The organism is Clostridium massiliamazoniense (assembly GCF_001403635.1).
Taxonomy (GTDB): domain Bacteria; phylum Bacillota; class Clostridia; order Clostridiales; family Clostridiaceae; genus Sarcina; species Sarcina massiliamazoniense.
This window is the reverse complement of sequence record NZ_LN879467.1, coordinates 503,330-523,017: the sequence shown is the minus strand read 5'-3', so window position 1 is coordinate 523,017 and position 19,688 is coordinate 503,330. Positions and strand designations below refer to the sequence as shown.

Here is a 19,688-nt window from a genome sequence, read left to right as displayed (position 1 = left end):
AAAAATCTATACCTATGAGAAAAACAAAGGAGAAATCAATATGACTACATTTTTAAGAAGTTCAGTTGGTACCATATACTCAGCTATATTCGGTATCATTCTAGGACTTATAAGTTGGATATTTTTATTTTTAGTCTATCTAGGAATACATCTATTTTGGGATGGATTTATTTTAAAAGAAAACAGTAAATTACTAATCTTAACAGTTTGCCTTATAGGTGGACTGCTAGTTGGACTATGTGAAAAATATATTGGAAAATATCCTAAAACAATGGAAGATGTTATAAAAGAATTTAAAACTACAGGTTCTATTGAATATAAAAGTCTACCAAAATCAATAGTTAAAATCTTTACCATACTTTGGTTTGGAGCAACAGTTGGTCCTGAAGCTGGACTTACCGGAATTATAGGTGGAACTTCTACTCTTATTAGTGAATTTTTAAAATTTGGTTTTAAAAGAAAAAGACACAATAAAGTACAAACAAATTCAACTGTAGAAAAAATATTTGAAATTCCTTTATATGGTTTATATAACTTTACAGATGAAAATGATAAAAAGAAAGTAAAAGCTATAAAAAGACTTTTATATGGAACTATTATTTTATTTTCAGTTATTACTCTATTTACTTTAATGAGTTTGGATAAAAAAGTATCTTTTATAACTAAATTTTCACCTTCAATAATAACAAAAGAAGATTTTATATTCTTAATTCCTTTATTTATAATTGGATTATTAATAGTTTTTTATTCTAATATATTGGACAAGATAGTTTTTAAAATATTTAAGCCTCTACAAAAATATAAAATATTACATTCAATTATAGGTGGATTAATTCTTGGTCTCCTTGCTATAACTATTCCATTTGTATTATTTTCTGGAGAACATACACTTAAGGAATTAATAATAAGAAACTCCTCACTTGGTATTGCACTCCTTATATTAATAGGACTAATTAAACTTTTATCTTTAAAAATTTGTGTAAATACTGGTTGGATAGGAGGACCTATCTTTCCTATAATGTTCTCATCTGCTGCTATAGGAATGGCATGTTCTTATATATTTAATATAAGTCTTCCATTTTCAGTAGCAGTAGTTATGGCAACTGCTCTTGCTGGAATTGCAAAAAACTTTAAGCTTACAGTAATACTTATAATTTGGTTCTTTAGTATTAATACCTGGCCTTTTATATTAGTTGTAGCATTTGCCTCTGAATTTATAACAAAAAAATATTTAGTCCCTCTATTTTCTAGAATTAATAAATACCCTTCTATCTAGAAAAATATTTTTTATAGAAATAGTTATTTTAAGAATTATAAAATTTAAATTCTAAAAATCTAATCTATCTTTAAACAAAAGATTAAATTGGATAAAGTATTTTACATACTCAACTTAAACAAGGATGTATTCTAAAAAAGAATACATCCTTATTTAAGTTTCTTTTATTCCATTTGTACCTGTTGCCTCTTTAGCTCCTAACAACATATAATCTAAAGAGTTCTCGGGAGTTCCTTGTGGTGGACTTGTTGTTACTATATAAGTTGATCCTTCATAAGTAACTATTTGGCCTAAAGTGTAAAATGCAGAATTATATAAATTAAATGAAGTTATTCCTAATACTCCTCTCCCTGTAGATTCTGTCGCTCCTTTTTCTGCTATTAATGAATAATCATCTGAATCATCTGGATATTCTCTTGAGCTATTTACATTAGTTATATAAACACTTCCATTATATCTACATTCATTATTACATCTATAAATTTCTCCATAGTCACAATCAAATTTATCTCCACATCGGCAATCATATTCACAATGGTAATCATCATCATAATCGTCCTCATCATCACAGTCAAAATCGTCCTCATAATAACATTCATCATCACATATTGAATTATATTTTATCTCTATATAAGGTCTATTTATAGTGTTATAAGAAGAAAATTTAACCAAAGATGTCTTACATTGTGCTATTCCCTGAATTGTTAAACCTAAATACCCTTCCTTTAATATTCCATTATCTATAAACTGTCTAATATCAACCTTTATATAATTTTTTTTATTTTCTCCTCTTATAATTATCTTTATGGCATTATCTAAATTAGTCTTAGGTTGATTATACCAATTTACTTTCTTTATATTAAAATTATCCAAATTGTTAGTAACTATTAAATTACTATTATATACTTCTTCTATACATTTTCTATCATTTATATATAAATACAAAAAAGCTGATTCTATGTTACATTTTTCTACATCTGTGAAATCAAATTTCAATAAAGCCTTATAGGCATTTAAATCATATTTATTAGATACTATTCCAGCTAAAATTCCATTAGCAAAATAAAAGCTCCTCTCTGGATATGCACTTGTTATATAAGTTGTTTGTGAGTTTATTATTCTACTATTGCACAATATTAATCAACTCCTTAAATTTATTTATCTATTTAAATAAAAAATCTCAAAGGAAAAATGCTTTAATACTATACTATGTTTTTCTACTAATTCTGTTCAATTTAATTTATTAATTCTTTTAATGTAGCTTTAGTAATCCAAATTGTAACACTTCACCAATTATTATCTATAATAATATTGCTGAGAGATATTAGTTATATTTTAATAATATTTATAATGCTTATAATTCAAGGAGGATTATTTTATAATGAGTAAAAGTTTTTATGACTATAATAAATCAATGGATGATATGCCTACTTCAAGAAGATGTAGTAGACCTTGCCCTCCAAATCCATCACATCCACACAAACCGTCTAGAAATAGTTATATAGTTGGTAATAGTGTTTCATTCTCAATTGATGAATATGATAATGAAGTTAAAGCTGATGTAACAGTTAACTATAGAGATACAGTTAGAATATGGGGACAAATCAAAGATTGTAATGGAAAACCAGTTCCTTATGCTTACGTAAAATTATTGAAAAAAACTCCAAATGGATTAAACGGTATTGCTCATACTGTAACTGACTGTTTAGGATTTTATCAATTTGATATTTGTGTTTGTAAAGAAGGCTTTGATAATGAATACACAATCTTAGTAGGAAAAGCTTCAACAGGTTCTGAAAAAGTAGTTTCTACAGGATTAAAGGGAGCTAATTGCAATCCTTGTATTCCATGTGATTCTGACTGTATCTGTTAACTGCTTTAAGACTCTATTTTGGGCTTTGTTTAAAAGCAAAGCCTTATAGAGTTTTTTTTATTAAAGAGAGGAAGCTATAATGTATGAAAAAAATATTTTCTTAAACTCTGAAAAAATAAATTACTTTAAAGAGGATATTATTTCAGAATTAATACCTCTTTCTTCTAATAAACCTAATGTGTCTGATATTTTAGATTTTTTTATTTCCCCTGAAATAATTGACTATAAAATTATAAACACAATTGAATCAGTATCTGAAGATGGGACTAATTTCACAGGTATTAATCTTGCTATTTACCTAAGATTAAAAGAAAATTTTATCTATTCTAGTAATTTGAAAGGGAATCCTGTTCATATTTTTAACTATACATCTTATAAAACTGCTTCAATAATACTTCCAAAGCAAATTAAATGCTATCCTATAGAAGATTTAGTTAAATTCAATAAAATCCAAATATTCACTTCACTTAGGAATCATCATATTAGATTAATTAATCAAAGAGAATTTTTTACTTGTAGTTTACTTTTTTCAGAAGTCAAATTTTCTATTTAATAATTAGTATCGCATTTAATTCAAACTAAATATAATAATTAGAAGAATAACATACCATTTTAGGAGGTTAGAAATGAGTAAAGTCCAAAGAGGTTTAATTGAATATAATGGAATAAATAGTTGTCCTAAAAATGTATTAAATTTTAAACAAATAAATATTGAAAATATCTTTTCAATTCCATCTGAAAAACCAGATATTGAACAATTAGTAAAGGTATATGCAAGTGGTGAAATAATTCATCATGAAATAGTAAAAACTCCTATAGGAAAATCTCTAGAAGGACAAATTCTCACTGGGTATAAACTTTTAGTAAGCGGTGATATAACAATGAAATTTGAGTATGTTACCCTTGAAAAAACACACCCAGTTCATATTGCACATAATCATTTTCCCTTTTGTGGATATATAGTATTGCCTGAAAATTTAAATAAATATTCTACAACTTTTCCAGCTATCACTATAGAAGATATATACTCTGAAAAAACAGATTCAAGATGCATCTATAGCACAATAACTATGATGTTATCAGCAGATATTTGCTAGGAGGAAATAATAATGTTATTTAGAGAATCATGTAAACAAAATATACTTCCAAAAAATTCATTATACTTTAAAGAAGAAGATATTTGTGAAGTTCTTCACCTTTCTCCACAAAAACCTAATATAGAAACATTACTAGATATTTTAGTTTGGCCAGAAGTAAAGGATATAAAAGTCATTGAAACCATAGAAGGCACTTCTGAAGAAGGACAAAATTTAACAGGTGTGAAATTAAACATTGAACTTAAAATAAAAGAAAAAATTACTTATGTAGCTAATGATTTATGTCAATCTGTTCATTCATTTCACTTTGAAGATTTAAAAAGCTTTTTTGTAATATTACCAAAAAAAATTGATAATCGAGATGTTTGCGATTTAGTTAATTCAGGAAGAATCAATGTTATACCTTATGTGGAATCAGTTTACGGTAGAATACTTGATGAAAAAACTATCCACAAATGTATTTTAATATTTATTGATGTTAAAATTTATTGATATCTACTTTTCTTAAATATACAATTCAATGGAGGTGTTAATGTGGCTAATCCAAAGCTTTTTATAAATAAAGATTCTTCAGTCTGTTATGCTTGTATAGGTGATGTCGTAACCTATACAATCTATTCTACTAATATTGGTGATATTACTTTAAATGATGTAACTATTATGGACCTACTCTCACCGAACCTACAATTTATCCCTAATTCAGTCACCATAAATGGTGAGAAAAAAACTAATCTAAATATTACTTCAGGTATAAATCTTGGTTCCTTAGAATTAGAAAAAACTAAAGCTATAACTTTTGATGCTAAGGTTATAAGTAAAGAAAGTACTACTATAGAAAATACAGCACTAGGAGAATTTACTTATAGTGTAGATCCTTCACTTCCTCCCCGTTCAGGAGAAAGTAAAAGTAATTCAAGCATCCTCTATGCAAAAAAGGTAAGTATAAATATAAAAAAAGAATCAAATAAAAAAAATGTAGTCCTAGGAGATAAAGTAACCTATACAGTAACTTTAAGTAATAATGGTGATATTGATGCTAATAGTGTTTTTTTCTTTGATAAACTACCACCAGAGTTAAAATTAATAGATGGTAGTTTTACTTTAAATAACACTGTCATAAATAGTGTAGATTTATCTCAAGGTATAAATGTAGGAACTATAAAATCAGCTTCCTCTATAACTCTAAAATTTGATGTAATAGTGACATCAGGTAATTGTAAAGGGGTTATAATTAATAATGGTCATGTTAAATTTAACTACATGCTCCCTGATGGCTCAAGCGGAATCAAAACCTCCGTTAGCGATGAAACTTCATCTAATATTTTAAATGTTGCTCTTACAACATTTAAACAAATAAGTATTGATGAATATTTAAGTATCCCTGATGTTAACCCTGATATTGAAGAAATAAACAGTATAAATGCTGAAATAGAAATAAAAAATTGTCATGTCATTGAAACCCCTAAGGTAACTTCCATTGAAGGTCAAATCTTAACAGGTTATAAGTTAATAATTCATGGTATGTTAAAACAAATAATTCAATATACAACTTCAGAGCCAGAGCAATCTGTCCATTCAGCTCATTATAATATTCCTTTTAGTAATTTTATAATACTTCCTAAAAATTATAATTTAGGTTGTAAATTAGATATTAGTGGTGATATTGAAGATATTTACTATGATGTTATAAATCCTCGGTGTTTTTTTAAAAGCGTATCCCTACTATTAAAAGTAAAAGTATTAGATTAATTAAATAACTTTTTATCAATACTATATTTTTAGTAACATAGAAAAATATGTATAATAAGCGGATGTATCAAATTACAGATACATCCGCTCTGCCTTTTATCTAGCTATATAGGTTCATCATTTGTGACCACTCACTTACGTAAAGAAGCTCTAATATTTTTTCTACAACAGTTTCTAAAATTTCCAAACTCACTTTGTTCAAACAATGGAAATTTTTTCACGAAACTATTGTTCAAAAATAAAGAGCTTCTAGTACTAGTTCAATGGTCACAGCATTTTGTACCTATATCGCTATCTCGGCAGATGAAAAAATACATTTATAGAAGTAATATAAATTAAGATACTGATTTGATACCCCCTTTTTTATAGTTAATTCGAATAAATTACTATAAATTTCATTTTTTTAATTTATATTACAATTTACTAAAATAGTTAAATTCGCATCCACTTGTCCCTTGTATTTATCACAATACATATCTTCTAGGTATCCTTTTATTGATATTTTCTTTTTCCTATATAGTTCTTCTATTTTTATATTCCTATATTTTTCTGGAACAACGATATAAACTGTTTTTATAATATTATTTCTTATAATTCCCACTGAAGAATTACTAAATTTTGAGCTATACTTAAAAAACTCATTTATTATAAGTTCTACTCTTAGCTTATAACCACTCAATGTAACTCCTTCATTAGATATCATTTTATCTGTTTTTATTAAGCTTATTTCTCCTATAAAAATATTAGCTTTCATATAAAGAATAGATTCTATTTCTTCTCTCACTTTAGTATTTATATTATGGCATATACTTATTTCCTTAAAGAACTTTATATCTTTAAGATTTATTCCTGATTTATCTAGAGTATCTAAAGAAAATAATAAATTACTCATATTCACTATCTCCTTCTACAATTGCTGTTGCAGTAATTGCTACTAAAAGTTTTCTATCACTTATTATTTCAGAATATATATCCTCTATATATATATTTAAAATTAAGTTGTTGCTACTCATAAATTCTTTACCTAATATCACCCCATCATAAAATTTTACACTAGCAGTTTTTACTGCTAAAAGTCCTACTGGATCATCCTCCTCATAGTAAATTTTTAAATCCATAAAACCCTTAATAAGGTACTTAAGACCTGTTAATTTTTCTCCATCTAAAGCTTCTCCTTCAGCAGTTTTTATAATTCTTTGATTTGTTATGTAGCTACTTGCAACTACTTTTATTATGTCTTTAATGCCTACCCTATTTTCTTCTATTTCTATTATTTTATTTATATTAAATTGCTTATATGCCTTTATATCAATGGGCAACTTTTTTGCTAAGCCACTATATTCTATAATATTATTCAAAATATTAACCTCCCATAAACCTAAACTTCATTCAAGTGGAATTTTGATTCTATCTGAATGCTTAATTGAGTGAAAAAACTTATTATTAAATTTAATGAACTATATTAATTCATCTATTAATAAATATTTAATGTTTATATACTTATGTATATTTAATAAAAAAATAAAAATACCTTTATAAAGTAAAATAAAGGTATTTTTATTTCTATTCAAAATTTGTGTTATCACTTATTTTGACTTTAAAATTTCCCCCTGAATTATTGGTAATTATAAATTGAAACAATCCATTTTCATCACTAATAGTATCTGCTATAGTTGTATACTCTGTTTTATAATTTACTATATCATATCTGTATAATGTCACGTAAATGCCTCTAATCTTATTAGATTTATCATCCAAAACCGATCCTGAAATTCTTATATAATTTATTTCATTTAATACTACATCTCTTTTATGCTCACTCTTACTCCAATCTATATATAAATTAATACTTTTACCAACCAAATCAGTACATTTTTCTAATGTATATTTACATTTATATTTGCTGTTATAATATGCTGAGTCAATTTTATTTTTCCTCATATTAGCCAAGTTATCAAAGCCACTATATATCACACCCTAGCACTCCTTACTTAATTAATTCAATATATATAATTTCTCTAAATTATTATATGTATTAAATTATATTTTTGTTAAAAAAGAGCTTTTATTATAAGATTTATATTTAAAAATAGGTATGATAAATCTATTATTTTATAATAAATATCTAAGACTTCTCCTTTAATTTCTATTTTATCTCCATCTTTAAATTCTCTTGGTAAAATAATAAATGTGACAAAATCTAAATGTTTATTATGAATATAAACATTGTTTGTTTTTGATATATATTCTATTTTTAAGGTAATGATTCCTCTAACTACAATTTTAGTTGATGATATTATCTCATTATTTGTATCTATGTTCTTAAATCTATCTACCACATAATAATTCAATATATGAGTACTAACATAAACATTAGATACACTAGTAAGTTCTTCCTCAAAATCAATAAGCTTTTCCTTATGCTCTACAATTACTTCCTTAAAGGTAGTAAAAGCTGCATCAATAAATAATCTTTCTGTTTTATTATTTATATTCTTATATTCTTTTCCATCAATACTATAACTATAATTTATTAAGGATTCTGCTAAAATTTTATTTCCTCCAAAAGAATTATTATAGCTGTATAACCTATCTATTGATATTCCCTCAGAGGGATTTATTGTAGTACAATAAAGATCTTCATTTTCAATAACAACTCCATTTACAATAAAACCATTATATTGAGGAACTAAGGATTTATTCACATTTAATTTATAAGAAATATCAAGTGGTACAGTTCCATCATTTATTAAAAGCGAACTGTATTTTATCTTCTCTCCCTTATATACAATATTCTTATCAGCAGATAAAAAACTTTTGAGACTTACTTTTTGTACCACCAATAAAATCTTATTACTATAAAAAGTTTTCTCTCTACTTTCTCCACTATTTTTAAATTCATAATTCCCTATTAATTTACAATAGATGTTTCTATTATTTATGGTTTCTGGTGTTACTGTATATTTTATTATTAAGCTTTCTCCAGACTCTATATTTCCTAATTCAATAACTTTATCTAAATTATTAAATTTAACTAACTTATTATTTATGGCTACATTAGGATTAATAATAGTATCTAAAGTATTATCATATACAAGATATAATTTTGCTTCAAATAAATTATATAATCCTTTATTTTTTATAACTAAATTATTATAAGTATCCTCACCTAAGATGACTTCATCTTTTTCACTGCTTAAATTCATCTCTATTTGAGAATTTATAAACTCAAGTTTTAAAGGATTTATATTTTTAGTAAACTCTATAGTTTTTTCACAAAAATATTCATAGACCACCTTTCCACCTATACTTATAATACTTTCATAAAAGTCCATTCGTCCCTTTAATATAATAGTTATAATTCTTTCTTCTTCTACTCTTAAATTTCCTAAAACTATAAAATTATTTTCATAAAATTCACTACAATAAAGTAAATCTAATCCATCATCTACTATATCCCATATCCTTATATTAGATAAATTTATATTCCCAGTATTTTTAACTACTAAATTTACTTCAAATTCTTCATTAGCTTCTATTCCTTTAATCCAAGTATTATAATTTAAATCTATACTAGGATAAAAAAGCTTTAAATGCTGTTTACTTATATTACATAGGGAAATTTCTACCTTGCTTTCTTCATTATCTAGAAAATAAGAATACTGCACTTCTCCCTCTAAGGAAATTTTATTATGAAATTTTGCTTCTGTAACATCTATTTCTATATTCAAATCCAAGTCTTCAAAACAATCTAAACTCCGAATTTCTATTCCATTATTCCCCTCTATAATTTTATTTTCTTTATTACAATAAGTTATCTTTGAAACTTTTATAATTGAATTTTCAAATATAAATAACTTTAGTCTATTAGCCTTTTTATTTCCTACATTTCTTATATTTAAATTACAATTTATAGCTTCTCCATTTACATTGTAAAAATCCTCTACCTTTAATTGAGCTTCTATTTTAGCTCCAACTACCTTTATTTCTTTTTCCTTACACCATATTTTTTTTCTTTCCGTAAAATTATTGCCCTCAAAATATTCTATATAAGCCCTACTTCTTATTATTTCCTCTGAAGGCATATTTACAATTTTACTTCTATATAATACTTCTTTTTTCTCTCCTGGATTAATATCTCCAATAAAGAAATATCCTTTATTATTTTCTCTTATATTAACCCCATTAATTTTAAGTGATTCCCTAAGAACTTCTTGACCAAATTCATCTAACTCATTTAATCTTACATTACTACATTTCAAATTTCCTTTATTTTCAATAATTAATTTATATTCTATATCCTCTCCAATTTTACAATATTTCTTATTTACAAATCGTTCTATTACTTTCCTATTATTGTTTATAATAACTCCATAAACATTGAATTTAACAATATTACTTTCCTTATATTTACTTACAACTTCCCCTAGTTCTAAGTCTTTATAATCGTATAATATTTTTCCTAAAATATATTTCTCTCCATTATTAATAGTTTTTACTTTTCCTTTAAAACTAACTGTAATTCTCTGAAAAGATTTTAGTTCACCTAATTCAATATTATTAAAATTTTCAACTTTATTTTCTTCACCATTTATAAAAATAGAATCATTTTTTATTTCAATTCCCTCAGATAAATTTATACATAACCTTGTATTTAATGCAGATGTATTTCCTGAATTTTCTATATTAAATTCACAAAAAATACTATCATTTAAAATATAATTTTTTTTATCAATAGTACACTTAAAATTCTTATTATTAATTATTGCTTCATTTATATTTAGTGCTAATTCATTACTAATACTTTCAGCATCTATGTAATCTCCTATGAAATCATTAAAATATCTATATTTTAACTTTCCTAAAGAAAATGTTTCATTCTCTGACGTTGTATTTTTTACAAGTGCTTTGTATCTAATAATCACAGACTTATATGGTCCTAAATTTCCAAGGGCTATAGATTTCAATGAATCTAAAGTAATTATTCTATTATTAACTATAACCTTCTCTAGTAAAGGTTCAATATTTCTAGGTACTATATCAGTTAAAAATAAATCAAAAGCTGTTAAATTTCCTGTATTTTTTATTATTATTTCAAAGGTTATAACTTCTCCAATTTTTAATTGTCCATCAACTATATTTTTTCTAAAATCTTCTTCTTTCTTAATAAGAGCCCCTTTTATTCTTGTATATAAAATATTACTGCCTATCTCTACAACTTCATTTTCATCATTTTTATATTTTGTAAAGTTCCTATTTATTATAGTGCCTTCCTCTGGAACTTTTATAACTTCTACCTTATAAAATATACTACACCTTGAATTTGCTTTTAATTCATCTAATATTATCCCACTTTCCTTATCACTTATTTTATACTTTAAACTACACACTAAACTTTCATCACAATACTCTGTATTTTTCGGTATATTTATACTAATAAATAAATTTTTTATATTCTCATTACTAGTATTTTCTACCACTATACTATAAGTTATATTTTCATTTATCATAGCAAAATCAGTAGAATAATCTATATATATTTTCACAAAGTTCTTTACTTCCTCCATTCTTACTACCCCTTAAAACTTCCTTTATACTACGCTAAATTTTTATAATTTAAACAATCATTTATGTTTTCACTTTTGTTTACATTTCTGTTTATGTTTACGTTTATGTATAAGTATAGTTTACTTATAATCTATTATTTATCTAGGTCTTATAATATTTCAATATTCTATAAGCTAGATTTAAATAGATATATATCACTAAGCAATTTTCACTAAAATTTAGCTGAAGCTTTAACACTTTCTAAATTAAGTCTCAGTTTATGTATATGATAGATTATATAAATTTTATTACTTCAAAATTCCAATAGCCTTTCTAAATGAGCTCTTTCTTCATATATTAAGTTATCTTTGTTAATCATTATAATTATGATAATATATACTTAATGAAATAATATTAAATTAAATAGTTAAGTTCATTCAACAAAACTTAAATACTAAATCTTATTAAAATACAAACTGGTTATATTTAAGAGGTATAATCTAATATAAGATGAAATTATAAAAAGGAAGTGATTTTATAATGAATAAAATAAAATTAAAAGATAGATATAATAATGATAATTTAGTAGATGCTAAATTTATTGCTTTAGATAGAAATGATTTAAATAGATTCATGAACTTTCAAGAAAAAATAATCCAAGCTCTAGATAATAAAGATCTTTATGCTCCTATAACTAGTACTGAATACATTGAATATTTAGAAAAGCCACATTATATTCTAGGTGTTGAGAATTTAAATACTAAGGAACTTATTGCTGTTGGTATTTATATTCTTAAAAAATTGGACAAGGAAAATTACGGCCATGATTTAGGATTTTCAGAAGAAGATTTATTAAAAACATCTCAAATCGAATCTACACTTGTTTCACCTCAATTTAGAGGGAATAAACTTCAACAATTAATTTGTGAAGAATTCATTGAAAAAGCTTTAAATCAAGGAGATAAATATATAACTGCTACTGTATCTCCTCTAAATCCATATAGCCTAAATTCATTTTTAGCCTTAGATTTTAAAGTAGAAAAAGAAAAACTAAAGTATGGTGGACTAAGAAGATATATTCTTAGTAAAAAGCTTTTACCTGATAGCTAAAGCTTAAGGATATATAGGTAATATAAAATCTAAATCAACATTAAGTAAATTTAGATTTTATAACCTTTATATCCTTTTATTTATGATAACTAAAATAAGAAATTATCTTTCATTAAGCTCTTAAATTCATCAATTCCAGTATAAATTCCTTCTGAACTTACTCTTTGACCAACTGGTATTTCTAGTTGCATTTCTCTATTTGTAGCATCCATTACCATATCTGCTATTAAACTTTGTGGTGATGTTGTTCCATCCATAACCATGTTAGCAAATAAGTTTGTAAATCTTTCATCGTATTTTGCGATTTCTTGATTACATATTGCAAACTTTATTTCATTATTTTCAAAACTCATTGTGAAGTTTTCACCAACATTAAATGTAAAATCTTTTATGTTGTATTTATGTAGTTCTGGTTTATCTAAAGTATTTTTAATATAATATTCAGCTTGTTTTTCTACATATTCATTTATTTTATCCATACTATCTTGAAGGTTTATTTTATTCCATCCTTCTAATAAAAGTATGAAAAATAAATCCATTTTTAATAATTCTTTTATTAACTCTTTATCAAGTTTATAAGAATTTATTAATTCCATTATATTACATACTTCTTCTTTTCTATTATGTGCATAAAATTCTATAGATTGATTTTTTATAAGATTTCTTCCTTTGAATATTTTGAATGCTTTTCCTGCTCTGTTTGATATTTTAATACCAGAATCAAGTTCTAAGAATTCTTGAACTTCTTTATATTTCATTGCTTCTTCCATATTTATTTCCTCCTTTGTATTGCTTCCTAATAAATATATTTTAAAAATATACAACTTAAATTATATAACATTTATTATAACAATATCAATATTTACAAAAAATTAATGTTTTATACCTATATCAAAGAATATGTTACATTTAGTTAATGGACTATTTCTTTCAAAAGTTATAATATAAATTTATAATCTATTTTTGATTATATAAACAATATACATAATTTAAAACAGTTTTACTTAAGGAGTGACGAAAATGTTAAGACACAAAAGTATATTATACACAATTATAGGTTTAGCTGCAGTAGGTGGAATAGGTTTTTCAATGTCTAATGGAATTTCTAAAGATATGAAAAAACCTATTGCAGTTACTACAACTGTAAGTGGACAATTACCTCAAAATAAAATAGCTTTAGCTAACCATGAAGACTCCTCTAGTGCAAGTTCTTCAGCTACATCTACTACTAATGGTGTTAAAGTTTCTACAACAGCTACTGGGGATAATTCATCAGCACAGGCTATTGCTAGTAATAATACTATTACTAAAAGTTCTACTTCTCTAAGCAATAATACTACAGGGAATAATTCATCTATACAAACTACTAGCAATACTATAAATAGTAATGAAAATCCAAACTCAGCTGTATCTTCAGTTCCAGCTTTCAATAGCTATAATAATGAAAATAATTCTAATAATATTGTACAAACATCCCAAGGAAGTTCTACACAATTACAACCTTTAAATAATAATTCTGTACAAGCTTCTCAAGGAAGTTCTACACAAAGTAATAACTCTAATTCCAATAATTCTAATATAGAAAATGGAGTTACTAATATAGTACAAGGTAAATATAATCTACAAAATAACTTAAATAATTTCAAAACTGGATTAAATGGATTACAAAATAGCTTAAATGCTACAAGCCAAGATTTAAATAATCTAAAAAATAGTTTTAATAACTTTACAGGTTCTGTTAATGAAGCTAATGGAACTCTTAATTCTATAAATAATGATACAATTAATTCTTTAAAAATAATTAATCAAATAAATGGATCAATAAACAATATAAATACTGCTATTGGAAATATAAATAATGCTGCTAAAAATATTATAGCTAGTGGTTCAAAACCTAGTGCTTTAGAAAACTTAAAATTTGTTGCAACAGTAAAACACAATTTAAATATTATAAATAATAATATTTCTTCTATAAAAAGTTCTGGCCTAACACTATCAAATAACATAAATAGTATAGTTAATAATATTAATAAATTAAGTAGCCAAGGAATAAATATAAATAATAATTTAATAAATGTTCTTCAAGATGCAAATGCTGCAAGAAATAGTGCAGTTAATGGACTTAACTCAGTTAATACAATGGTTAGTGCTGCTGTAAATATGAATAATGATATCTTATCTATAGGTAATGGTGTATTATCTATAATAAACAATCTTTAATAAGAACTTTTAAAAGCTCACTTAAGGCATAAATGCCTTAGGTGAGCTTTTTCTTCTCGCATTTTTATATATAAGCTTATATAATATAGTTAGTCAAATTCAATTTACATAAGATAAAAGTTAATTCAGATAAAATGGAGGAATATTATGAACTTAATGCAAAAGCTTTTAAGCAAAACTAGACAAGCTATAGTAGAATATAATCTAATAGAAAATGGAGATAAAATTTGCCTTGGGCTTTCTGGTGGTAAGGATAGCCTTACATTATTACATATATTAAATAATCTTAGAAAATTTTTACCAGAGAAATTTGAACTTGTAGCTGTTACATTAAACCCTGGTGGAGTTGATAACAGTCCCCTACATGAACTTTGTAAAGAATTAGATGTTGAATACCATGAAGTTCAAACTAACATAAAAGAAATTGTTTTTGATATTCGACAAGAAAAAAATCCTTGTTCCCTTTGTGCTAATTTAAGAAGAGGAGCTCTTAATGCTAAGGCTGAAGAGTTGGGTTGTAATAAAGTTGCACTTGGTCACCATAAAGATGATGCTCTTGAAACCTTCTTTATGTCACTATCTTTTGAAGGAAGAATCAATTGTTTTTCACCAAAAAGCTATATGGATAAAAATAATATTACCTTAATTAGACCTATGGTTTTTATTGATGAAAGCATGATTATTAGAACTGCAAAAGAAAATAACTACCCTATAATAAAAAATCCTTGTCCTGCTGATGGAAAAACTAATAGACAAGACATAAAAGAATTAATAAAGAAACTAGACAAAGAAATTCCAGGTTTTAAGAAAAACCTCTTTAAATCTTTAAGAAACTCTAATCAACTATTTATTTGGGATAAAGAAATAGTACAAAATATGTAAGTTAATAAAAGAGGATGTATCAAATTACAGATACATCCTCTCTGCCTTTTATCTAGCTATATAGGTTCACCATTTGTGACCACTCACCTACGTAAAGAAGCTCTAATATTTTTTTCTACAATAGTTTCTAAAATTTCCAAACTCACTTTGTTCAAACAATGGAAATTCCTTCACGAAACTATTGTTCAAAAATAAAGAACTTCTAGTACTAGTTCAATGGTCACAGCATTTTGTACCTATATATCTATCTCGGCAGATGAAAAAATACATTTACTTTCTATAACTCCCTTCTTTTTCTTATCTAATCAATTACTTCATTTTTTGATTTTATTTCTAAAGTGAATACTTTTAATTAATTTTTGTTAATATTTATTGTATTCTTTTAGTTTTTTAATAGAATTAAAGTATAAGACAAAGTACATAATAAAAAATACATTGTAAAGGATGTTGATTTCTTATGAAAGTACCTTACAATAATGGGAAAATCCCACCGCAAAAAACTATTATTACTTGTATTTTTTGGTTACTTGCTATTCTTTTAGGAACATCTGTACTTTACTTCTTATTAATATTTTTATTTTTATTATAAATTCATTTTACTTAAGGATATTATTATTATGTTTTTATTAATGCTTACTTTTACTAAAAAATAGGAAGTTAATTTTGAAATTCATTCATAATTAACTTCCTATCTTAATATGTAGTAACTTATCTATTTATTATCTTATTCAGTAATTGTACCTAATAAAAATAAAACTAATCTATTAGCATTTTTCCTATTTAAAGAATAATGATTCCAAGTCCCCACTTTTTTTACTTCAACTATACCACACTCCATTAAAACTCTCATATGATGAGATAAAGTTGGTTGAGTGAAATTAAAATACTCTAAAAGTTCACAAGCACACTTTTCCCCTTTTGCTAATATTGATACTATCTCTAATCTCTTAGAATCTCCTAAAGCTTTAAATATCTTAGAATTCATTTCATATAAATTATCCATAAAAAATCCCTCACTCTTTATTTTCATGAAATTAATATATATTTTAATAATCATAAAACATATTATTAACTATCTTAAGTTCATTTATATCTTTCTATATTATATACTATATCATAATATATACTCTATGTATAAATAGATGTTTATTTATATATTACCAAAAATCTGTATTGGAATAATTCTCCTACTTATAAAAGATAGAAGGATTACAGCCTCTAGCTATTAAATAAACATAATAAAGGAAGCACCTCAAAGATGGAATTTCTCTTCCAATTCAATATACTTCCTTTATTTTAATTAAAATCTATTTAAAGTTAACCATTAAAAAGGTTATTTTGCTATTTTTGAGTATCAATTATTTGATTAACTGCTTTTATTATAGCTTCTGATGCATTCTTTGCACCACTTACACTAGCTACATTAGTAGATTGACTACTTAAAATTTCTTGAGGTATTATACTCTTTGCCTCTTGTGCATTTTTTTCATCACTATTTAGTTCTAAAACCTTAATGTTCTCTATCATTTCTCCTGATAATGTTACTTCAACTGTTGCTGTAGAATCCCCAACTGTAGTAGTTCCCTTTTCTGCTGGTAAGCCACCATTATTACTGCTGTTCATTGATGTTAAAGTAGCAGCCTTATTACTATTCTCACTACCTCCACCAATTGCTTTTATAAGAGCTTTTTTAGTTGCATCAATAATCCCCATAGAAGATTGTGTTGCCCCTGCAACTGCATCAACAGCTGGAGATTGAGCATTTAAAATTTCCTTTGGAATTATTTGAACAGCTTCCTCATAGTATCCTACTGTATCATCTATACTAACCACATTAACAGCTGTTATTTTATTATTTTTTACAGTTACCTTTACTTCTATATTAGATTTATAACCTCTTGCTGTCCCATAATAAATTCCATCCTTATATACATTTGAACTTGGTTTTTCTATAATTGTATTAGTATTTTTTTGTATATTAAAATTATTATTTGAACTTATAGGGTTATAATTTTTTAATAATCTTGTAGTTATAGAATTTTTTATAAAGTAAAGTATAAAGAATAATACTAAGAAAATAGATGTAATAATAACTGCATTAATAGTCTTTTTATTTACTCCAAGATTTACATTTTTCTTTGGACATGTATCTACACACTTTAAGCAGCTTATACAGTCAACTTCTTTAACTTTATTCTCTTTATATAAGGCTAGTCCCATAGAACAAGTAGCTGTACAAGCCTTGCACTTTCCACAAACTGACCTTTCCTTATATATATTAGTTATTTTAAATTTTGAAAATAAAGTAAATATAGCACCTAGAGGACATAAATATCTACAAAAGAACCTTTCTATTAGCATAGATCCTATTATAATAATCACTAAGAATATTAAACCTACTGTTAACATTTGCTTTGATGGTGGAAATTTAGCTATTTCAGCAAAGCTTTTCCATGGATTAAGCTCATTTGCAAAACTCATTCCAAGTATCCAAAAACAAATAATAATAAATAATAAAATTAAATATTTTAGCCATTTTAATATATTATCTATTCTTTCACTTATTACAAAATTAAATTTAAATAACTTTTTAGATATGTAGTAAAATAAATCATTCATTGCTCCAAAAGAGCACATCCATCCACAAAAAAATCTCCCAAAAACAATACTTAGTCCAATAAGTATAATTCCTAAAAGTATATTAATTAAGATAAGCTCTTTATTGGCTTTTCCTGTTACTAAACTTGATACTACATTTCCTATTTGTGCAAAGGCTAATGCAAATAATCCTGGATAAAAAATAAAGAAAAATATTTGACATAAAACTCTTAAATATTGTAATTTAAAATTCTTTTTCATTAGCTTCTCCTATACTATATTAAATTCTTCATTAGTTAATATAAAATTTTTTCTTATCCCTTCTGTAATTATTACTTTTTTATCTTTTGTAATAAAAATTCCATCTAAATTTAATTCCTTTAATATTTTTAAAGACTTTTCTATTCCTAAAATATATAATCCTGTACTAAGTCCATCACCATCTATAGACTTATTAGAAATTATACTTATAGATAATATCTCTCCTACTATTGGATAAGCTGTTTTAGGGTTAATTATATGACTATATACTTTATTATCCTTTATGGAAAACCTTTCATAAACACCTGATGTAACTATTGATTTATCTATTAATGAAACAATACCAACATATTCTCCTCTATTTTCAAAAGGGTCCTGAATCCCTATAGTCCAAGGTTTTTCATTTATATTGGAACCAATTAAAACTATATTTCCACCTAAGTTAATTATTCCTGATTTTACACCTAAAGTTACAAATATATCCTTTAATTTATCTGCCATATATCCTTTAGCTATAGCTCCTAAATCTATTTGTTGACCACTATTTAATTTTATTTCACTAGACTGTTCTCTCAATTCAATCTTTTTATAATCAACTAACTCCCTATATTTATTAATTGTTTTATCACTCGGTATATTAAAATTATCTTTTCCCACAGACCAAAGATTAACTAAAGGTTTAATAGTAATATCAAAAAAATCTTCTGTTAGTTCACTATAAAAAATTGATTTCTTAATTAAATCAAAACATTCCCTCGATAATTCAGTTAACTTTCCTGAATTTTTATTTATTTTTCCTATTTCACTATTACCATCATAAGAGGAAAAATTCTTCTCAAAAATTTCCACCTCACGCTTCCCTATATTTCCTATATATTTAGCATTACATCCGTAAATAATAAATTCACAATTTGTTCCTAAAGCTTGGAAAGAAAACTCTTCTTTTTGTTTATCATTAAAATTCATTAGTCACCACTCTTCTTTTTAATTATTCTTTTAAATTTAATTATAATTTTTCATCCATATAAAAACAAATTAAAAAATTTTAATAACAAATCAGAGTAATGTTAATTTA

At 25.1% G+C, this 19,688-nt stretch carries 18 protein-coding genes; 9 read left to right on the top strand and 9 right to left on the bottom strand.

Going from position 1 to position 19,688, the window contains the following annotated elements:
- The first annotated feature begins 40 nt into the window (after nt 1-40).
- Complete coding sequence (locus ARA19_RS06290; RefSeq protein WP_055070119.1) at nt 41-1,276, top strand: chloride channel protein; 1,236 nt, start codon at nt 41-43, stop codon at nt 1,274-1,276.
- A 153-nt stretch (nt 1,277-1,429) separates the two neighbouring features.
- On the opposite strand, the gene ARA19_RS06285 is transcribed toward ARA19_RS06290, so the two are convergent.
- Nucleotides 1,430-2,410 (bottom strand): DNRLRE domain-containing protein, encoded by a 981-nt coding sequence (locus ARA19_RS06285; protein ID WP_055070118.1) that lies wholly within the window; start codon nt 2,408-2,410, stop codon nt 1,430-1,432.
- Between the two features lie 247 nt (nt 2,411-2,657).
- Between ARA19_RS06285 and ARA19_RS06280 the strand changes: the two genes are divergently transcribed.
- The 5 genes from ARA19_RS06280 to ARA19_RS06260 all read left to right on the top strand — a co-directional run bounded on the left by ARA19_RS06280 (nt 2,658) and on the right by ARA19_RS06260 (nt 5,995).
- Entirely contained in the window at nt 2,658-3,149 is a 492-nt protein-coding gene (locus ARA19_RS06280) for a hypothetical protein (protein WP_055070117.1), read from the top strand.
- Nucleotides 3,150-3,228: 79 nt separating this feature from the next.
- Nucleotides 3,229-3,702: a hypothetical protein gene (locus ARA19_RS06275; RefSeq protein ID WP_055070116.1), complete on the top strand. Its 474-nt coding sequence runs from the start codon at nt 3,229-3,231 to the stop codon at nt 3,700-3,702.
- Between the two features lie 73 nt (nt 3,703-3,775).
- Nucleotides 3,776-4,246, top strand: a complete 471-nt coding sequence (locus ARA19_RS06270) for an SPOCS domain-containing protein (RefSeq protein ID WP_055070115.1) — start codon at nt 3,776-3,778, stop codon at nt 4,244-4,246.
- Between the two features lie 12 nt (nt 4,247-4,258).
- Nucleotides 4,259-4,738 carry a hypothetical protein gene (locus ARA19_RS06265; RefSeq protein WP_055070114.1) on the top strand — a complete coding sequence of 160 codons (480 nt, stop codon included), beginning with the start codon at nt 4,259-4,261 and terminating at the stop codon, nt 4,736-4,738.
- Nucleotides 4,739-4,780: 42 nt separating this feature from the next.
- Complete coding sequence (locus ARA19_RS06260) at nt 4,781-5,995, top strand: SPOCS domain-containing protein (protein ID WP_055070113.1); 1,215 nt, start codon at nt 4,781-4,783, stop codon at nt 5,993-5,995.
- Between the two features lie 403 nt (nt 5,996-6,398).
- Here the strand turns inward: ARA19_RS06260 and ARA19_RS06255 are convergent, their stop codons facing one another.
- The 4 genes from ARA19_RS06255 to ARA19_RS06240 all read right to left on the bottom strand — a co-directional run bounded on the left by ARA19_RS06255 (nt 6,399) and on the right by ARA19_RS06240 (nt 11,562).
- Nucleotides 6,399-6,887 carry a hypothetical protein gene (locus ARA19_RS06255; protein WP_055070112.1) on the bottom strand — a complete coding sequence of 163 codons (489 nt, stop codon included), beginning with the start codon at nt 6,885-6,887 and terminating at the stop codon, nt 6,399-6,401.
- Nucleotides 6,880-7,353: a hypothetical protein gene (locus ARA19_RS06250; RefSeq protein ID WP_055070111.1), complete on the bottom strand. Its 474-nt coding sequence runs from the start codon at nt 7,351-7,353 to the stop codon at nt 6,880-6,882. The genes ARA19_RS06255 and ARA19_RS06250 overlap by 8 nt, the downstream gene beginning before the upstream one ends.
- Nucleotides 7,354-7,558: 205 nt before the next feature.
- Entirely contained in the window at nt 7,559-7,969 is a 411-nt protein-coding gene (locus ARA19_RS06245) for a hypothetical protein (RefSeq protein WP_055070110.1), read from the bottom strand.
- A gap of 77 nt (nt 7,970-8,046) precedes the next feature.
- Nucleotides 8,047-11,562 carry a COG1361 family protein gene (locus ARA19_RS06240; RefSeq protein ID WP_055070109.1) on the bottom strand — a complete coding sequence of 1,172 codons (3,516 nt, stop codon included), beginning with the start codon at nt 11,560-11,562 and terminating at the stop codon, nt 8,047-8,049.
- A gap of 520 nt (nt 11,563-12,082) precedes the next feature.
- On the opposite strand from ARA19_RS06240, the gene ARA19_RS06235 reads away from it, so the two are divergent.
- Entirely contained in the window at nt 12,083-12,652 is a 570-nt protein-coding gene (locus tag ARA19_RS06235; RefSeq protein WP_055070108.1) for an N-acetyltransferase, read from the top strand.
- An 89-nt stretch (nt 12,653-12,741) separates the two neighbouring features.
- Here the strand turns inward: ARA19_RS06235 and ARA19_RS06230 are convergent, their stop codons facing one another.
- Nucleotides 12,742-13,422 (bottom strand): hypothetical protein, encoded by a 681-nt coding sequence (locus tag ARA19_RS06230; RefSeq protein ID WP_055070107.1) that lies wholly within the window; start codon nt 13,420-13,422, stop codon nt 12,742-12,744.
- Nucleotides 13,423-13,672: 250 nt separating this feature from the next.
- Between ARA19_RS06230 and ARA19_RS06225 the strand changes: the two genes are divergently transcribed.
- Nucleotides 13,673-14,872, top strand: a complete 1,200-nt coding sequence (locus tag ARA19_RS06225; protein WP_055070106.1) for a hypothetical protein — start codon at nt 13,673-13,675, stop codon at nt 14,870-14,872.
- 156 nt (nt 14,873-15,028) lie between these two features.
- A complete protein-coding gene (locus ARA19_RS06220; RefSeq protein WP_055070290.1) occupies nt 15,029-15,754 on the top strand; it encodes a PP-loop family protein in 726 nt (241 codons plus the stop codon).
- Nucleotides 15,755-16,478: 724 nt separating this feature from the next.
- Here ARA19_RS06220 and ARA19_RS06215 read toward each other — a convergent pair.
- The 3 genes from ARA19_RS06215 to ARA19_RS06205 all read right to left on the bottom strand — a co-directional run bounded on the left by ARA19_RS06215 (nt 16,479) and on the right by ARA19_RS06205 (nt 19,579).
- A complete protein-coding gene (locus ARA19_RS06215) occupies nt 16,479-16,757 on the bottom strand; it encodes an ArsR/SmtB family transcription factor (RefSeq protein ID WP_055070105.1) in 279 nt (92 codons plus the stop codon).
- Between the two features lie 338 nt (nt 16,758-17,095).
- Nucleotides 17,096-18,613 (bottom strand): 4Fe-4S binding protein, encoded by a 1,518-nt coding sequence (locus tag ARA19_RS06210; protein WP_055070104.1) that lies wholly within the window; start codon nt 18,611-18,613, stop codon nt 17,096-17,098.
- Between the two features lie 9 nt (nt 18,614-18,622).
- Nucleotides 18,623-19,579: an FAD:protein FMN transferase gene (locus tag ARA19_RS06205; RefSeq protein ID WP_055070103.1), complete on the bottom strand. Its 957-nt coding sequence runs from the start codon at nt 19,577-19,579 to the stop codon at nt 18,623-18,625.
- Between the last annotated feature and the right edge of the window lie 109 nt (nt 19,580-19,688).